The organism is Phocaeicola vulgatus ATCC 8482 (genome assembly GCF_000012825.1).
Lineage (GTDB): Bacteria > Bacteroidota > Bacteroidia > Bacteroidales > Bacteroidaceae > Phocaeicola > Phocaeicola vulgatus.
Genome location: NC_009614.1, coordinates 3,897,779 through 3,912,133, shown reverse-complemented (window position 1 = coordinate 3,912,133; position 14,355 = coordinate 3,897,779). Strand labels below are relative to the sequence as shown.

General features: G+C 43.4%; 12 protein-coding genes and 1 riboswitch. Of the genes, 7 read left to right on the top strand and 5 right to left on the bottom strand.

Annotation, left to right across the window (positions count from 1 at the left end; genetic code table 11):
* Positions 1–92: 92 nt before the first annotated feature.
* Positions 93–473 carry a hypothetical protein gene (locus BVU_RS15600; RefSeq protein ID WP_005853300.1) on the bottom strand — a complete coding sequence of 127 codons (381 nt, stop codon included), beginning with the start codon at positions 471–473 and terminating at the stop codon, positions 93–95.
* 182 nt (positions 474–655) lie between these two features.
* A riboswitch (cobalamin riboswitch) is annotated at positions 656–859 on the top strand.
* Between the two features lie 53 nt (positions 860–912).
* Here BVU_RS15600 and BVU_RS15590 point away from each other — a divergent pair.
* Both BVU_RS15590 and BVU_RS15585 read left to right on the top strand, forming a co-directional pair.
* Positions 913–3,090 carry a TonB-dependent receptor gene (locus tag BVU_RS15590; RefSeq protein ID WP_012055542.1) on the top strand — a complete coding sequence of 726 codons (2,178 nt, stop codon included), beginning with the start codon at positions 913–915 and terminating at the stop codon, positions 3,088–3,090.
* A gap of 13 nt (positions 3,091–3,103) precedes the next feature.
* Positions 3,104–4,261 carry an ABC transporter substrate-binding protein gene (locus tag BVU_RS15585; RefSeq protein WP_012055541.1) on the top strand — a complete coding sequence of 386 codons (1,158 nt, stop codon included), beginning with the start codon at positions 3,104–3,106 and terminating at the stop codon, positions 4,259–4,261.
* A gap of 107 nt (positions 4,262–4,368) precedes the next feature.
* Here the strand turns inward: BVU_RS15585 and BVU_RS15580 are convergent, their stop codons facing one another.
* The 3 genes from BVU_RS15580 to BVU_RS15570 form a co-directional block, all read right to left on the bottom strand.
* Positions 4,369–6,129, bottom strand: a complete 1,761-nt coding sequence (locus BVU_RS15580) for a 1-deoxy-D-xylulose-5-phosphate synthase (RefSeq protein ID WP_012055540.1) — start codon at positions 6,127–6,129, stop codon at positions 4,369–4,371.
* A gap of 186 nt (positions 6,130–6,315) precedes the next feature.
* Positions 6,316–7,203, bottom strand: coding sequence for a helix-turn-helix domain-containing protein (locus tag BVU_RS15575; protein ID WP_005853293.1), 888 nt, complete (start codon positions 7,201–7,203; stop codon positions 6,316–6,318).
* Positions 7,204–7,234: 31 nt separating this feature from the next.
* Complete coding sequence (locus tag BVU_RS15570; protein WP_005853290.1) at positions 7,235–8,143, bottom strand: helix-turn-helix domain-containing protein; 909 nt, start codon at positions 8,141–8,143, stop codon at positions 7,235–7,237.
* Positions 8,144–8,813: 670 nt separating this feature from the next.
* Between BVU_RS15570 and BVU_RS15565 the strand changes: the two genes are divergently transcribed.
* The gene (locus tag BVU_RS15565; protein ID WP_008668696.1) at positions 8,814–9,614 is read left to right on the top strand and encodes a GNAT family N-acetyltransferase; all 801 of its coding nucleotides are present in this window, start codon (positions 8,814–8,816) and stop codon (positions 9,612–9,614) included.
* 146 nt (positions 9,615–9,760) lie between these two features.
* Positions 9,761–10,864: a PDDEXK nuclease domain-containing protein gene (locus BVU_RS15560; RefSeq protein ID WP_008668694.1), complete on the top strand. Its 1,104-nt coding sequence runs from the start codon at positions 9,761–9,763 to the stop codon at positions 10,862–10,864.
* On the opposite strand, the gene BVU_RS22565 is transcribed toward BVU_RS15560, so the two are convergent.
* Complete coding sequence (locus tag BVU_RS22565) at positions 10,856–11,029, bottom strand: hypothetical protein (protein WP_016270485.1); 174 nt, start codon at positions 11,027–11,029, stop codon at positions 10,856–10,858. The genes BVU_RS15560 and BVU_RS22565 overlap by 9 nt on opposite strands.
* Positions 11,030–11,165: 136 nt before the next feature.
* Here BVU_RS22565 and BVU_RS15555 point away from each other — a divergent pair, with 136 nt between their 5' ends.
* The 3 genes from BVU_RS15555 (at position 11,166) to cobJ (ending at position 14,353) form a co-directional block, all read left to right on the top strand.
* Positions 11,166–11,702, top strand: a complete 537-nt coding sequence (locus tag BVU_RS15555; RefSeq protein WP_005853289.1) for a flavodoxin — start codon at positions 11,166–11,168, stop codon at positions 11,700–11,702.
* Between the two features lie 5 nt (positions 11,703–11,707).
* Positions 11,708–12,268: a flavin reductase family protein gene (locus BVU_RS15550; RefSeq protein WP_005853288.1), complete on the top strand. Its 561-nt coding sequence runs from the start codon at positions 11,708–11,710 to the stop codon at positions 12,266–12,268.
* 678 nt (positions 12,269–12,946) lie between these two features.
* On the top strand, positions 12,947–14,353 hold the full coding sequence (gene cobJ, locus BVU_RS15545; protein ID WP_012055538.1) for a precorrin-3B C(17)-methyltransferase: 1,407 nt from the start codon (positions 12,947–12,949) through the stop codon (positions 14,351–14,353).
* Positions 14,354–14,355: the final 2 nt, after the last annotated feature.

Here is a 14,355-nt window from a genome sequence, read left to right as displayed (position 1 = left end):
TATTAATAAATAAAAGGATAGCGGTCAGAAGAATGAATCCGCAAACAGATAATGTAACGGAAAATCACTCCACCAACATAAAAATATACTATTTAACAAACAGCGGGAGGCGCACGCAAATAAATGCCACAACCGGTTCGTATCAGTTTGATGCGTTCTACAGCCGGCACAGCCAGCAAACACAGCAATACCCAAAAGACCGTTGTGGAAGACGGAGTGAACAAACTACCGGAAGCAGCAAAAGAAGAAAGGAAAAAGATAGTTTCCAATTCCACTTCCGTATGTTGATGCTCCCCTTTAAACGGATGCGAGTGTACGATAATCACCCCATTTACCACATGCGAGTGAGTAAAAAGGGTAATACCTCCCAAATAGGCAATAAATATCAGTGGAAGGAAAAGCTTTAGAATATGAATCAAATGCTTCTTCATCGTAACGGGGGCAAAGATAGAACTATTTCCAATAGCAGTCAATACCTATTAATAGTAGTTATGGATTTAAAACCGGAAACAAGCCTCTCATCCTGCCAAAGAAAATGCCCATTCGTCCTTAGTTGTCCCTTCCTTATATATTAAGAAGCCTATAAATCAGTATCAAACATCACAAAAATGTTTCTTTTATTTTCAGAATCCCAAAAGATTTTAAAATAAAACCCTACCTTTGCATCAGATTTGGTGATGTAAGTACTTTCCGTATTTGCATAAAAGGGAATTCGGTCATAGAATCCGAAGCAGTGCCCGCTACTGTGAAACCCGTCAATGAAAAGCAACTCTCGCCATGCCACTGTTTCCTTTGTAAGAAATGGGAAGGCGCTTTTCAGGGTGAAGCCAGGAAACCTGCCAGGTCTGAACATAGATAATTCACGCTTTCCCGGGGCCAGGAAAGCTAATTATTAATTCTTAAATTATTTCGATGAAAAAGAAATGTTTACTGACAGCCTTATTCGGCTGCATGGTGGTGTGTGCGTCCGCCCAGATATCGTTAAGTGGAAAAGTAGTGGATGCCCGTACAGGAAAGCCGGTGGAAGGCGCTAACGTACGTTTGGAACAAACTACAATAGGATGTGCTACCAATCCTAAAGGAGAATTTTTGTTGAAAGACATCAAAGAGGGAACGTATACCCTGCGTACCAGTTGCCTGAATTATGCTCCTGTCACTCAGAAAGTCAGTCAAAGTCAAAAAGAAATGGTGATAAGGCTGAAAAGTACCACTTTCAACATGGATCAGGTAGTGGTAACCGGAACCGGAACTCACCACAAGCTGAAAGACAGCCCTGTACCCGTAGAGGTCATTTCCCAACGTGATCTGCAAAATGCCAATCCATCCAGTTTCCAGGATGCCTTGGTGAAACTGGTTCCCTCTATCTCGGTGCAAACCACCGCTATGGGAACAACCCTATACGTAAACGGACTGCCTGATAAATACCTCCTCGTATTAATTAACGGTAAAAAAGTAGCCGGAGATATTTCGGGATCTATAGATTACGACCGGATCAATATGGATGCCGTAAAACGTATTGAAGTATTAAAAGGAGCATCTTCCGCCCTTTATGGCAGTGACGCCATCGCAGGAGTAATCAATATCATTACCGATGATCCTAAATCTGCATTGAATGTATCTTCCAATACCCGTGTAAGTTCTCACGGACGAATTTCAGAATCAGTCAACGCAGACGCCAATGATGGAAAATTATCCGCACACTTGAACTATAATTACCGCACTTCGGATGGATGGCAACTGAATCCGTATGAGGAAAGCAAGGGAGAACTGGTGGAAACCACAAAGAAACCGGTCTATAAGAATCATTCGCATAATGTGAGCCAAACCTTGAGCTACGCAGCCACAGAGCGTTTAAGCCTTCATTTGAACGGTAATCTTTTTATCAGCGAGAACGACCGTACCGGAGCCTACGATTACAACAACCGGCATCAGTCCTATACAGTGGGTGGAACAGCCAAATATCTGTTGGCTAAGCGGGCTTCATATATAGAAGGGAATATAAGCACCACCAATTTCCGTTCTTTTTATGACTATATAAATGATGCAAAAACGCATAAAACCGGTGACGAAGTCCTCAGTAAAGACCAGACTTACACCAATGCCAATCTAAAAGGTGTATTCAAAACCCACAAGAACAATACACTTTTTACCGGACTGGACTATGTATTCGAAGGCTTGGAGCCGACTGAAACCAGCAAGATGCTGAATAATGAATACCAAAGTGTTTATACACTGGCAGCATACGTACAGGACGAAGTAAAACTACTGGATGCAATCAGCGTAGTGGCAGGTATACGGTATGCCTATAATGAAAAGTTTAAAAGCCAGTTCACGCCCAAACTATCCTTGATGTACCAATATTCAGAACTGAATGTACGTGCATCCTACGCTGCCGGATTCCGTTCACCTACCTTGCAACAAATGTATGCCGTTTCTGAAAGCCGTGGACAAATCACGGTCGGAGACCCTGGCCTGGACCCGGAAAAGAGCAATTTCTATAATTTGAATATAGAATACAATCATCGTTTGTTCTCCATTGCCGCGTCCATTTATCAGAATGACCTGAAAGACAAGATTGAAGCGGAAGATATAGGAACAACGCCCGAAGATATTGAAAACGGCATCACTCGCAGACGCCAGTACCGCAATATAGAAAAGGCACGTGTGAAAGGCTTTGACATAGGTTTTTCAGTCCGTCCCTTCACAGGCTTCATGTTCGGAGCAAACTATATTTACACGGACGGGCGCAACCGTACGGAAGACATCCGTTTGGAAAGAACAGTACGTCACTCGGGTAATTTCAATGCCAGCTGGCGAAAAACATGGAATGATTATACATTCAATATTGCAATCAACGGACGCTATCAAGGTACACGCTGGTCTAAAACTTACGGCAACGCCCCCGCCCACCAGCTTTGGGATATCAACACACGCCATTCATTCAATTTAAAATCTGTTGCTCTGGAACCCGCCGTCGGAGTTGAAAACATTTTCAATTACACAGATGACCGTCCTTATAACAGTAATTATGCAACTCTGACACCGGGACGCTCTTTCTATGTCAGTCTGCTGGTTCGTTTCAAGCAATAAAACTATTTTTAGCATGACCTCTAAAACCAGACTTGTCTATCTGCTCATAACAACTTTCTGCCTGGCAGGTTGCGGCTATAAAAGCCGCAACCCGGTGAGTGAAAACGGGCTACCTTCCGCAGATACCATACAAACAGCCCTGGCCCCCCGTTATGCCAAAGGCTTCAAAATAACTGTTCGTCCGGATGGAGTAAAGCTTCTGTCCATCTCGGAGCCGAACAATAACCATGCAATACCCGAACTTTTCGCCTTAGTTCCTAAAGGAACAAAAGCCGAGATACCCGATGGCTATACCGTTATTCCGACTCCGACAGACAGAGTGATCTGCATGACCACGCCGCAACTGGCAGGTTTTACCGGTCTGAACGCTTATGACAAAGTGGTAGCGACAAGTACCACCCGCCGGATGCAGAATAAGGAATGGCTTGCCCGATTAAAAGACGGACGGGTGAAAAAGATAGGAATGGAAGGAAACTTTGATACGGAAATTATCATTGCATCCCAACCCGATATCATTTTCGTATCTCCCAACCGCCGGGGAGGGTATGAAGTGATGAAAGAGCTGAACATCCCTCTGGTCCCCTATTGGGCATTCAAGGAAACATCACCATTGGGGCTGTCCGAATGGATCAAGGTAGCAGGTATGTTTATCGGTAAAGAGGAAGAGGCATGCCAATTATTTGCACAAATGGAACAACGCTATAACCTGTTGAAAGCCAAAGTTTCCAATGTAAAACAGCGTCCCAGTGTATTCAGTGGAGAAATGAGAAGAGATACCTGGTATGTACCCGGAGGACAAAGTTTCTATGCCCGCTTGTTCGCCGACGCAGGGGCCGATTACTTTATGAAGGATAATCCTGAAACAGGAGGTGTACTCATGGATTTTGAAACCGTATACGCCAAAGGATATAATGCCGGCTACTGGAGAGTGATGAATGGTTATAAAGGAGAATTCTCTTATGAAGCATTAAAAGCTTCCAATCCACAATATGCTGATTTCCGGGCTTTTAAAGAAAAGAAGGTTATTTATTGCAATCTGGAATGGATACCTTTGTATGAGAATCTTCCCCTCTCACCCGATGTTCTTCTGAGTGACATGATAAAAGCTTTTCACCCGGAACTACTTCCCGATTATCATCCTGTGTTTTATTCGCTTCTGGAAAAAGAATAAGTATTCCAGTTCTCATGCTTATGGTAACAAACAGTTTTAATCCGGCTTATCTATTTCACTATTACAAAAATGGCTGAAGTCTCGGACTTCAGCCATTCCGTAAAAGGTTATTCCAATATACCGGCAATATCCTCCGCCATCTGCTTGTCAGTCAACCGGTTGGCTTTCATCAGCTCATCCAGATTATAGCGGTCTGCAAATTCTTTACGAAGTCCGTAATTCAGCACCCGCATTTCAGAATTACCATAATAACGCGCTATCTTCTCGCCGAATCCTCCATCCAGCACCCCGTCTTCCAACGTTACGACAATACGATGCCCCACTTTCAACTCTTCCAGCATCGGTTCGTCAAGCCCTGTTATGTAACGGGGATTAATCAAAGTAGCCTCAACACCCGACTCTTCCCGAAGCTTATTCTTCAAAGCCTGTCCCAAATCATAGAAAGAACCCAATGCAAGAATAGCGACAGTTTCTCCCCTGGCTGTCATTTTGTAGCGGTTTAACTCGCTATAATCCGTGTCAAACTCTTCCTTACGATGCACCACTGCCACTCCCGGCACACGGATGGCAACGGGATATTCCGTCTGGCGGACAGCCCATTCCAACATAGCAAAATACTCTTCGGAACACGTAGGAGCCAGATAAACCATATTCGGGATATTGCTGATAAGCGGAATATCGAAGAAACCCAGATGAGTCACATCGTTCATTCCGGCTACTGTCCCCATAAACACAGTGATCACCGCCGGATTTCCATTGATACACAAATCCTGAGACAACTGGTCATAGCAACGCTGGATAAAAGTACTGTAAACCCCGTACACCGGACGTCCGCCACCGGCAGCGATACCCGATGCCAATGCCACGGCATGTTCCTCGGCAATACCTACATCCACAAACTGACGCCCTGCCTGTTTCCGGCGTTCAGGAGTAAAACCTATCACAGTAGGAGTACCCGAACTGATGGCAACAACCGTGTGGTCCTCCTTCATCTTCTCCAACAAAAACTTCCCGGTCAGGCTATGGTAATCCTCCATACCGCTGCAATCCACCTTCGGCTTACCCGTTTCCAGATCGAAAGGCATCTCCCAATGAAATTCCTCCCGGTCGGCTTCTGCCGGAGCGTATCCCTTTCCTTTCTGTGTGTGAATATGAACCACTGTGGGACGTGATGTATCTTTCACCTTGGCAAAAGCCGCAACCAAAGACGGAATATCATTCCCCTCTCCCACATAAAGATAATCCAACCCCAGAGAACGGAAGAAATTACAGGACGACCGTCCCTCCGTGTCGCGCAGTTCTTTCAGGTTCTGATAGAGCCCGCCGTGGTTTTCGGCAATGGACATTTCATTATCATTAACCACTATAATAAGGTTGGTTCCCATTTCTCCCGCATTGCTCAGACCTTCATAAGCTTCTCCGCCGCTGAGCGATCCATCCCCTATCACGGCTATGATATTCTCGTGTCCGCCTTTCAGATCTCTGGCTTTGGCAAGACCGCAAGCCAGACTGACAGAGGTGGAAGTATGGCCGATAGTGAAAAAATCGTGCCCGCTTTCCCGGGGATTGGTGTATCCGGACACCACATCATAATCCTCCGGATTCAGGAAAGCATCCTTACGCCCGGTCAGCATCTTATGTGTATAACTTTGATGGGATACATCATATACCATCTTATCCGTCGGTGAATTGAATACATAGTGCAATGCTATTGTAGCCTCCACCATTCCCAGATTAGGTCCCACATGTCCTCCGTGAGCACTTAACTTGGTCAATAATGCATTGCGGACTTCACCTGCCAACTGTCTTAACTGTTCCGCAGAAAACTGTTTTATGTCTTGCGGAGAATTTACTTGTTCAATATACATCGTTCTACCTGTTTAAATGATTTCATCTGTTGTCTTGCTTCATTCCGATGCGGACAAAGCCGCTTTCATTTCACAATGCAAAGATAAGCCAGGCCCCATTCATTCTTTGTAGATAAATTACAGATAGAATTACCATTTTTACAGAAGGGAACTGTATCACAAAAACATGGTACTGCAACCCGGTTATCAATTCTGCGAGAGCCGGTAATCACTGGGGGCGACACCTGTTATTTTCTTGAAAAGCACACTGAAGCACTGCACATTAGGATAGCCTAACTTCCGTGCCACAGCAGCAGGCGTATGACCGTCCTGCAACAACATGTGCCTGGCTATATCCAGCCGCTTCAGTTGCAAATATTCCTCCAAAGTCTTGCCGGTTTCAAACTTCAGCAGATCATCGAAGTAAGCGACAGACAAATCAAGCTCTCCCGCCATATAGCCGGATGTGGGCAACTTGCCGCCTTGCAACCTTCCGGATGCGATATATTCCACAAACAAACGTTCCATGTTTTCCAAAAGAGCCTTGTTCTTATTCTCACGGGTAATAAACTGGCGTTCGTAATACCGGGTGCAATAATCCAACAGAAGTTCTATATGCCGGGAAAGAATAATACTGCTATGAGTATCAATGGGATGATGCAACTCATCCTCTATATTCGAGAGGCAACACGTCACTTTCTCTGTCTCACGCCGCGAAAGATGCAGCGCTTCTTCCTTGCGATAATGGAAAAAGGTATAATTTTTAATATGATTCTTCAGTGAGGTGCGGAACAACAGGTCAGGATGAAATGCCAAAAGATATCCTTTATCCGGCAACGTATTCTCCTTACTCATACGAAAGATCTCGCCGGGAGTGAGAAACACCATGGTAGCATTGGAGTAATCATAGTATTTCCGTCCGCAGCAGCAACAACCGCCCGGACAATCCTCAATCAGCAAGACAGCATAGAATTCAAACTTCACCGCATCCTCTTCCAATGAAGGATTCTCCAGATTGATGATGCCCACCTGCGGATGCAATGTCTTGCAACCCAGACAGCGGTTACATTCATATACAGTCCTCAAGTCCAACATAGTCTCTTGCATTGCTTGTTACGACAGAATACTATAAAAGAAGGTTTTGTGCCCGATATTCATTCGGTGTACAGCCCACACGCTTCTTGAACAACCGGCAGAAATGCTGCGGATATTGAAATCCCAGTGAATAGGCTACCCTGCTGACGGTTTCTCTCCTGTCGGACATCCGTTCCTTTGCCAGTTCTATCACTTTTTCCTGAATATATTCCTGTGGAGTCTTGCCGGTTTCCTTCTTGAACATATCCCCGAAGTAGTTGGATGAAAGGCACAGTTTGTCAGCAAAGTATTTCACGGTAGGTAATCCGTCACGCTCGGCAAGTTCGCCCTCAAAATAATCGTCAAGCAACCCTTCAAAGCGTGTCAACACATCACGGTTCGAATGACTGCGGGTGGCGAACTGACGTTCATAAAAACGCATACAGTAATTAAGAAGCAGTTCTATATAGTTTACCAGCAAGGTCTTACTGTGCTTGTCCACCCCCCGTTCCAGTTCCATACGGATAATCTTCAGGCAATCTGTCATAATATTGCGCTCATCTTCCGAAAGGTGCAGCGCCTCGCTCACTTCATACGAAAAGAAGGTATATTTCTTTATTGTTTTTCCAAGCGTGGTCCCCCGTAACAAATCCGGATGAAAAAGAATGCCAAGCACATTCAACTGCACACGGTCGGTGGTCAATGTGGTTTCCGTTGTTTGTCCCGGAGCAAAACATACCACGGTTCCCTCCTGATAGTCATAACTCCGACGCCCGTATTTGATATCACAAGCTTTCTCCAATTTCAGATAAAGTGCATAAACGCCATAGTTCCAGTGCACATAGTCCATCTGCCGGGTAGCCTTGTTCAAATCAATGACACTGACCAACGGATTCAGTGTTTCAAGTCCGTATAGACTGTTATATTGGTCCACACTGTCTAAATTTAATATCTTATCCATCATTCTAACTTGTTTAATGTCTGCTAAAATACAGCTTTTTCAGTTATTTGAAATATTCCGGTCACAAAAATAAGAAGTTATCCGGACAAGGTTATAACCTCAATTACGGATTATCTTACCTTAGTTACCGAATCTTATCCCATCCGGGAATAAAAAGAAGAGCCGGAATGTTCCTGCCGGGCTACCCACTCCATATATATGGCAGCACATTCATACACTTGTTGAGCTAAAAGGACATTGCTTTTTCGATGACGATGTGGCAGGAACAAATTGATGCTAATCATCAATCAAAAAAATGTATCCGATTGGTTCAGGGAGCTGTTTAGCAAACTCTATCAAAGGATACAACTGAAAGAGGTGCAGAAAAGGAGCAAAGGTTTTAGCCTGTAAAGAAAGGTATTTTGCTGAAATACAGTAAAAAGTGCAATTCACAATGAATGATATACTGTACCTTTTGCTATATTTGCATATAATCCATTTAATATTAAAAGAATGAATGCGGATTTTGATTATTTAGAAATAAACCGGGGAACAACAGGGTAGATATCCATCTGAAATCTGACTTTTAAATATAGGATAAAACATTAAAGTAATCATATTCTGATGGTCTATTCCATAATAGCTACAAAATAAGAAAGACTGAAAAGAATTTACCATAAATATAATAGATATGAAAACAGACTTTACAATCAGGGAAGCTCAACAGACGGATACTATTGCGCTAAAAGAATTATTTCAAAACACTGTTCTTGCGGTAAATAGCAAGGATTATTCGCAGGCAGAAGTTGAGGATTGGGCATCCTGCGGAGATGACCTTTCTAACATTGAAGAGATGATAAAGACCCACTATTTTATTGTAGCTGTTAATCAACAGTCACAAATCGTTGGTTTTTCATCTATTACGTCTCAAGGCTATTTACATTCTATGTTTGTTCACAAGGACTTTCAAGGTAAAGGTATTGCTACGATGCTTTTGGAAGAAATAGAACGATATGCAATTACAGCCGGAATTATGCGGATTACATCCGAAGTGAGCTTGACTGCTCGCCCTTTCTTTGAAAAAAAAGGTTATATAGTAAAGGAAGAACAAAAGCGCAAAGCGAATCAGCTTTCTCTCACTAACTTTTGGATGGCAAGGGAAATGGCTAAAATCAAGCCTTATAATGGTCGTATTCCTGCTTGTGGTGTCTTTTGTGGGGGATGCCCCATATATACGAGAGAAAAAAGAGCTTGCAGAGGAGCCGAGTTAAATCATTCTCGTTGTGAAAAATGCAAAACATTTCATTTATGTTGTTTTGGGAAAAAGATAACACATTGTTTCCAATGCAGCAACTTCCCATGTACCAGATTTAAAGGATTTGCCAAACGTTGGCAAAAGCATGGACAGGATTTTATTGAAAATCAAAAACTGTTAAGTGAGATAGGTGAAGTGGCGTTTTTGGAGTATTATAATAAAAAGGTTACAGATTAAGTCAAGTTCGTTTTGGATATATAGACAAAGGAACAAACTAAACTTATTTATACTGACAGCAAAATATGTGCTGGCGAAAAGAAAACAAAGTTTTGTCGTTTCGCCAGCATTATTTTTGTACTTTTGTCACATATAACAAAATACAAATGGATATAAATCAGAATTATAGAGAAGCTGTAAAGAGCATAAAAGAAGCTATCCTACGCAGCCAGTACCGTGCAGCCGCATCGGTGAACAAGGAACAGCTATCTCTTTATTACGGCATCGGACGTTATGTGTCGGAAAATTCCCGTACTGGCTTTTGGGGAAAAGGTGCAATTGAACAGATATCTTCCCTATTGCAAAAAGAATTGCCGGGGCTAAGGGGATTTTCAGCTTCGAATATAAAGAACATGCGAATATTTTATGAAGCATGGGAATCTGTTTTAAATCGCCAGCCACTGGCTGACGATTTAGTATTGGATGAAAAATTACTTCTTGTAGAAATTCGCCAGCCACTGGCTGATGAATTTAACTGGTCAGACTTCCTTTCAATCGGCTTTAGTCATCATACTGAAATAATATCCAAAGCTAAGACTTTGGAAGCAAGGCTGTTCTATATACATGAGTGCGCCACTCGCTATTGGAGTAAATACACTTTAAGGGATTACTTAAAAACAGACCTGTACAGCCATCGGGGCACTTTTCCTAACAATTTCGCACAAGCATTGCCTGATACCAAGCAAGCTCTAAAAGCTGTTTGCTCATTCAAAGATGAATACTTGCTTGATTTCATTAATGTGGAGGAACTGAATGAACAGGAGGAGGATTTAGACGAAAAGATAGTAGAAAAGGCGATTGTTGCCAATGTGAAGAAGTTTATCATGACCTTCGGACAAGATTTCAGTTTTATAGGCAATCAGTATCGTATGGAGGTTGCAGGAGAAGAAATGTTTATTGATTTGCTCTTTTTCAATCGGGAGCTTAATTCCTTGGTCGCAGTCGAACTGAAATCCGGAAAATTCCGCACATCTTATTTGGGACAACTGAATACTTATCTATCTGCTTTAGACACATATATCCGGAAGCCGCATGAAAACCCTTCTATCGGAATAATCCTTTGCAGGGAAATGAATCAAACCTTTGTAGAGTTTGCCGTTCGTGATTATAACAAGCCGATGGGGGTTGCTACTTACCATGCATCTAAAGACATGCCGGAACGGCTTCGTAACGCTTTGCCGGACATTGAGGATTTGAGAAAGCTATTGTAAAGCAAAAGCCTTATTTCTTTTTCGGACAGGTAATCGCCTTTTATTACCTTTACATAAGAAACCCGCCACCAAGCTAATTTCTTCGTTTTTTGTTACGATTTTGTCACCTGCCGTTAGTAATAGACTGATTTCTTCTTTGATAATCAGCTTGATATCCTGATCCATATATTATATATGGCAGAATCAGTAATTAAGGTCAGGATACCCGTAATTTATCTACAAAGAACTCAAGCAAATATACCTAAATTTGCAACATCATAAAATATTAAAACGTATATTTGAACCAAATAACATAAATCGTATGAAAAGACTCGGATTATTTATGACGGTAATCATGATACTGTGTATTACCGTAAACGCACAGAAACAGAGCAACAGAACATTAGTAGCTTACTTCTCGGCGACAGGTACAACAGAGAAAGCCGCCAAACAGATAGCGGAGGTGACAGGCGGAGCCCTCTACGAAATACAACCTGCAAAGAAATATACCTCCGCCGACCTGGACTGGCACGACAAATCCTCGCGCAGCAGTGTGGAAATGGCAGATGCCTCGTCACGTCCCGCATTGCGTTCCCAGCCCCAAAACTTGGCAGCCTATGATACCATCTATATCGGTTTCCCCATTTGGTGGAACCTGGCTCCAAGAATCATCAACAGTTTTATAGAAAAAGGTGATTTCACAGGCAAGATCCTCATTCCATTCGCTACCTCGGGTGGAAGCCGCATTTCTAACGCCGAACAAGAATTAAAGAAAGCCTACCCCAGCCTGAACTGGCAGAAAGGCAGGCTGATGAACGGTGCTACCAAAGAAGAGATTAAACAATGGACTAAAAAATAAATAGTATGAGAAAGAATTTAGGAGCAAAACCTTTTACCTATCCGCAACCGGTATTTATCATCGCCGCATACGATGAAAACGGTCTTCCCAATGCCATGAATGCGGCTTGGGGCGGTATCAGTGAAATGAATGAAATCAGTATTTGTATCAGCGAAGGTCACAAGACAACGGCCAACATCCTGAAACGCAAAGCATTCACAGTGAGCATGGCAGAAGCCGGGCAAATCATCGCTTGCGATTATGTAGGCATTGTTTCGGGCAACAAGGTTCCGGACAAATTCGCCCGTGCGGGATTCCATGCCACCCGGTCGGAATTTGTGGATGCCCCGCTGATTGATGAATTATCCGTAGCTGTGGAATGCAAGCTGAAGGATTACAATCCCGAAACCTGTATCCTGCGCGGCGAAATAGTCAATGTAAGTGTAGATGAACGTGTACTGGATCAGAATGGAAAAGTGGATGCCTCCAAAGTTATTCCCGTCATCTTCGACCCGTTCAATAATGATTATCTGAAAGTAGGAGAAAAAGTGGGTAATGCTTTCTCGGATGGCAAGGCCTTAAAATAACGGAATCCGATATGATACAAACAGCGGAGGCAGCTTCTTCCATACAGAACAAACTCCGGCAAGCCGATTCCTAAGCTCTCACATCCTTGTGACTAAGCCTTTTTGAACGAATGATTTCTATCTCCCAAGCTTGCGGAGTTAAATCCATAGCCTTTGGAGTTATCTCCATAAGCTTTGGAGTTAACTCCAAAGGCTATGGAGATAGAAATCATAGGTTTAAAAAGGGTTAAGTGCAGGAATAAAAAGGCTTAACCATCCCCATAGTGCCCCCCAATGATTCCGCCAACATTTTTTCTTCAAACTTATCTATCAGCAAATCTCTATAATTCTTAGTTCCTTTTTTAATTCTCACCGGCAATATCCTCTGCTTTGCCGACTTCCCGACTACGGCACATTCTGAATGATGCCTTATTCATTGTTAAGCCTGATAAAAAAAGATTTCCATAATTTATAGAAAGAAAAGACTTGTTTCTCCCGCTCAAATAAGTAACTTTGTACGGTTAAGTTTGGCTCCTCATGCCAGCCACCACTTTCAGTCCGTCTATGTAAAAGCCTGAAAGCAAGATGAAGGAACTACTGTCAGGACAGCGCATTGTCATTCAGAGGATTATATTGGCTGAAAGCACTGAAGGAAACTTTTAAATCAGATTCCGGAAAGGAATAATTATATAATAAAAAATGAAAAAGGCCCAATTAATCGTAGCCGGCATTGGTCCCGGCTCACCCGAAGATATAACCCCCGCTGTAATACAAGCAGTCAAGAACAGCGATGTAGTAATCGGCTATAAATACTATTTCCAGTTTATCGAACCCTATCTGGAACCGGGCACCGAATGTATAGACACCGGAATGAAACGTGAAAAAGCACGTGCCGAACAGGCTTTCGAGCTGGCGGAACAGGGAAAGACTGTATGCGTTATCAGCTCGGGAGATGCCGGAATTTATGGCATGGCTCCGCTGGTTTACGAAATGAAACGCGAGCGTGGCAGCCGGGTGGAAATAGAAGTATTGCCGGGTATCAGTGCTTTTCAGAAAGCGGCTTCCCTGTTGGGAGCCCCCATCGGTCACGATTTCTGTGTGATTTCCCTCTCCGACCTCATGACACCATGGGACCGGATTGAAAAACGCATCCATGCAGCCGCAACGGCAGATTTTGTAACGGCGGTCTATAATCCCAAAAGCGAAGGGCGGTATTGGCAACTCTACAGATTAAAAGAAATTTTTCTGAAAGAGCGTGACCCCGAAACTCCGGTAGGCTTTGTGCGTCAGGCCGGACGTAAGGAAGAAACCGTGACAATCACCACTTTGCAAGAGTTCGATCCCGAACAGGTGGATATGTTTACAGTGGTATTGATTGGCAACTCCCAATCTTATCATCAGGAAGGGAAATTAATCACTCCACGTGGTTATTACCGGGAAAAGACCACCGATGCGACAGGAATCGGTCAGGAGATTATGATAAACAGTTTCCGTACTATTGAGAAAGAATTGAAAAATAAAAATATTCCTTCGGATCACAAATGGGCATTACTGCATGCCATCCATACCACAGCCGATTTCGAGATGGAAAACATATTGCATATAGATCCTCTTGCCGTAGAATGTCTGTATAAAATATTGAATGAAGGAAAAGTACGTACAATTATTACGGATGTGACGATGGCTGCCGCGGGCATCCGTAAAGGTGCTTTGGAACGGATGGGCATCGGGGTGAAATGCTATCTGGGTGACGAACGCGCGGCAGCATTGGCAAAAGAAAAAGGAATCACCCGTACACAGGCCGGTATACGTATGGCAGCAGAGGAACATCCGGAAGCTTTATATGTATTCGGTAATGCCCCTACAGCATTGATGGAACTGTGTGACCTGATACGGAAAGAAAAAGCGCATCCATGCGGCATCATCGCTGCTCCGGTGGGCTTTGTGCACGTTTGCGAAAGCAAACACATGGTGAAACCTTTCAGCCACATCCCCAAACTGATAGTAGAAGGACGCAAAGGGGGAAGCAATCTGGCAGCGACTCTGGTAAATGCCATCCTTACTTTTGATGATGCGGAACAACTGAAACCGGGAAGAGATGTATAAGT

Excerpts from the sequence above, each read along its gene's own strand:
- BVU_RS15590 (WP_012055542.1), top strand. The coding sequence starts at position 913 with ATGAAAAAGAAATGTTTACTGACAGCCTTATTCGGCTGCATGGTGGTG.
- BVU_RS15585 (WP_012055541.1), top strand. The coding sequence starts at position 3,104 with ATGACCTCTAAAACCAGACTTGTCTATCTGCTCATAACAACTTTCTGC.
- BVU_RS15580 (WP_012055540.1), bottom strand. The coding sequence starts at position 6,129 with ATGTATATTGAACAAGTAAATTCTCCGCAAGACATAAAACAGTTTTCT.
- BVU_RS15575 (WP_005853293.1), bottom strand. The coding sequence starts at position 7,203 with ATGTTGGACTTGAGGACTGTATATGAATGTAACCGCTGTCTGGGTTGC.
- BVU_RS15570 (WP_005853290.1), bottom strand. The coding sequence starts at position 8,143 with ATGGATAAGATATTAAATTTAGACAGTGTGGACCAATATAACAGTCTA.
- BVU_RS15565 (WP_008668696.1), top strand. The coding sequence starts at position 8,814 with ATGAAAACAGACTTTACAATCAGGGAAGCTCAACAGACGGATACTATT.
- BVU_RS15560 (WP_008668694.1), top strand. The coding sequence starts at position 9,761 with ATGGATATAAATCAGAATTATAGAGAAGCTGTAAAGAGCATAAAAGAA.
- BVU_RS22565 (WP_016270485.1), bottom strand. The coding sequence starts at position 11,029 with ATGGATCAGGATATCAAGCTGATTATCAAAGAAGAAATCAGTCTATTA.
- BVU_RS15555 (WP_005853289.1), top strand. The coding sequence starts at position 11,166 with ATGAAAAGACTCGGATTATTTATGACGGTAATCATGATACTGTGTATT.
- BVU_RS15550 (WP_005853288.1), top strand. The coding sequence starts at position 11,708 with ATGAGAAAGAATTTAGGAGCAAAACCTTTTACCTATCCGCAACCGGTA.
- cobJ (WP_012055538.1), top strand. The coding sequence starts at position 12,947 with ATGAAAAAGGCCCAATTAATCGTAGCCGGCATTGGTCCCGGCTCACCC.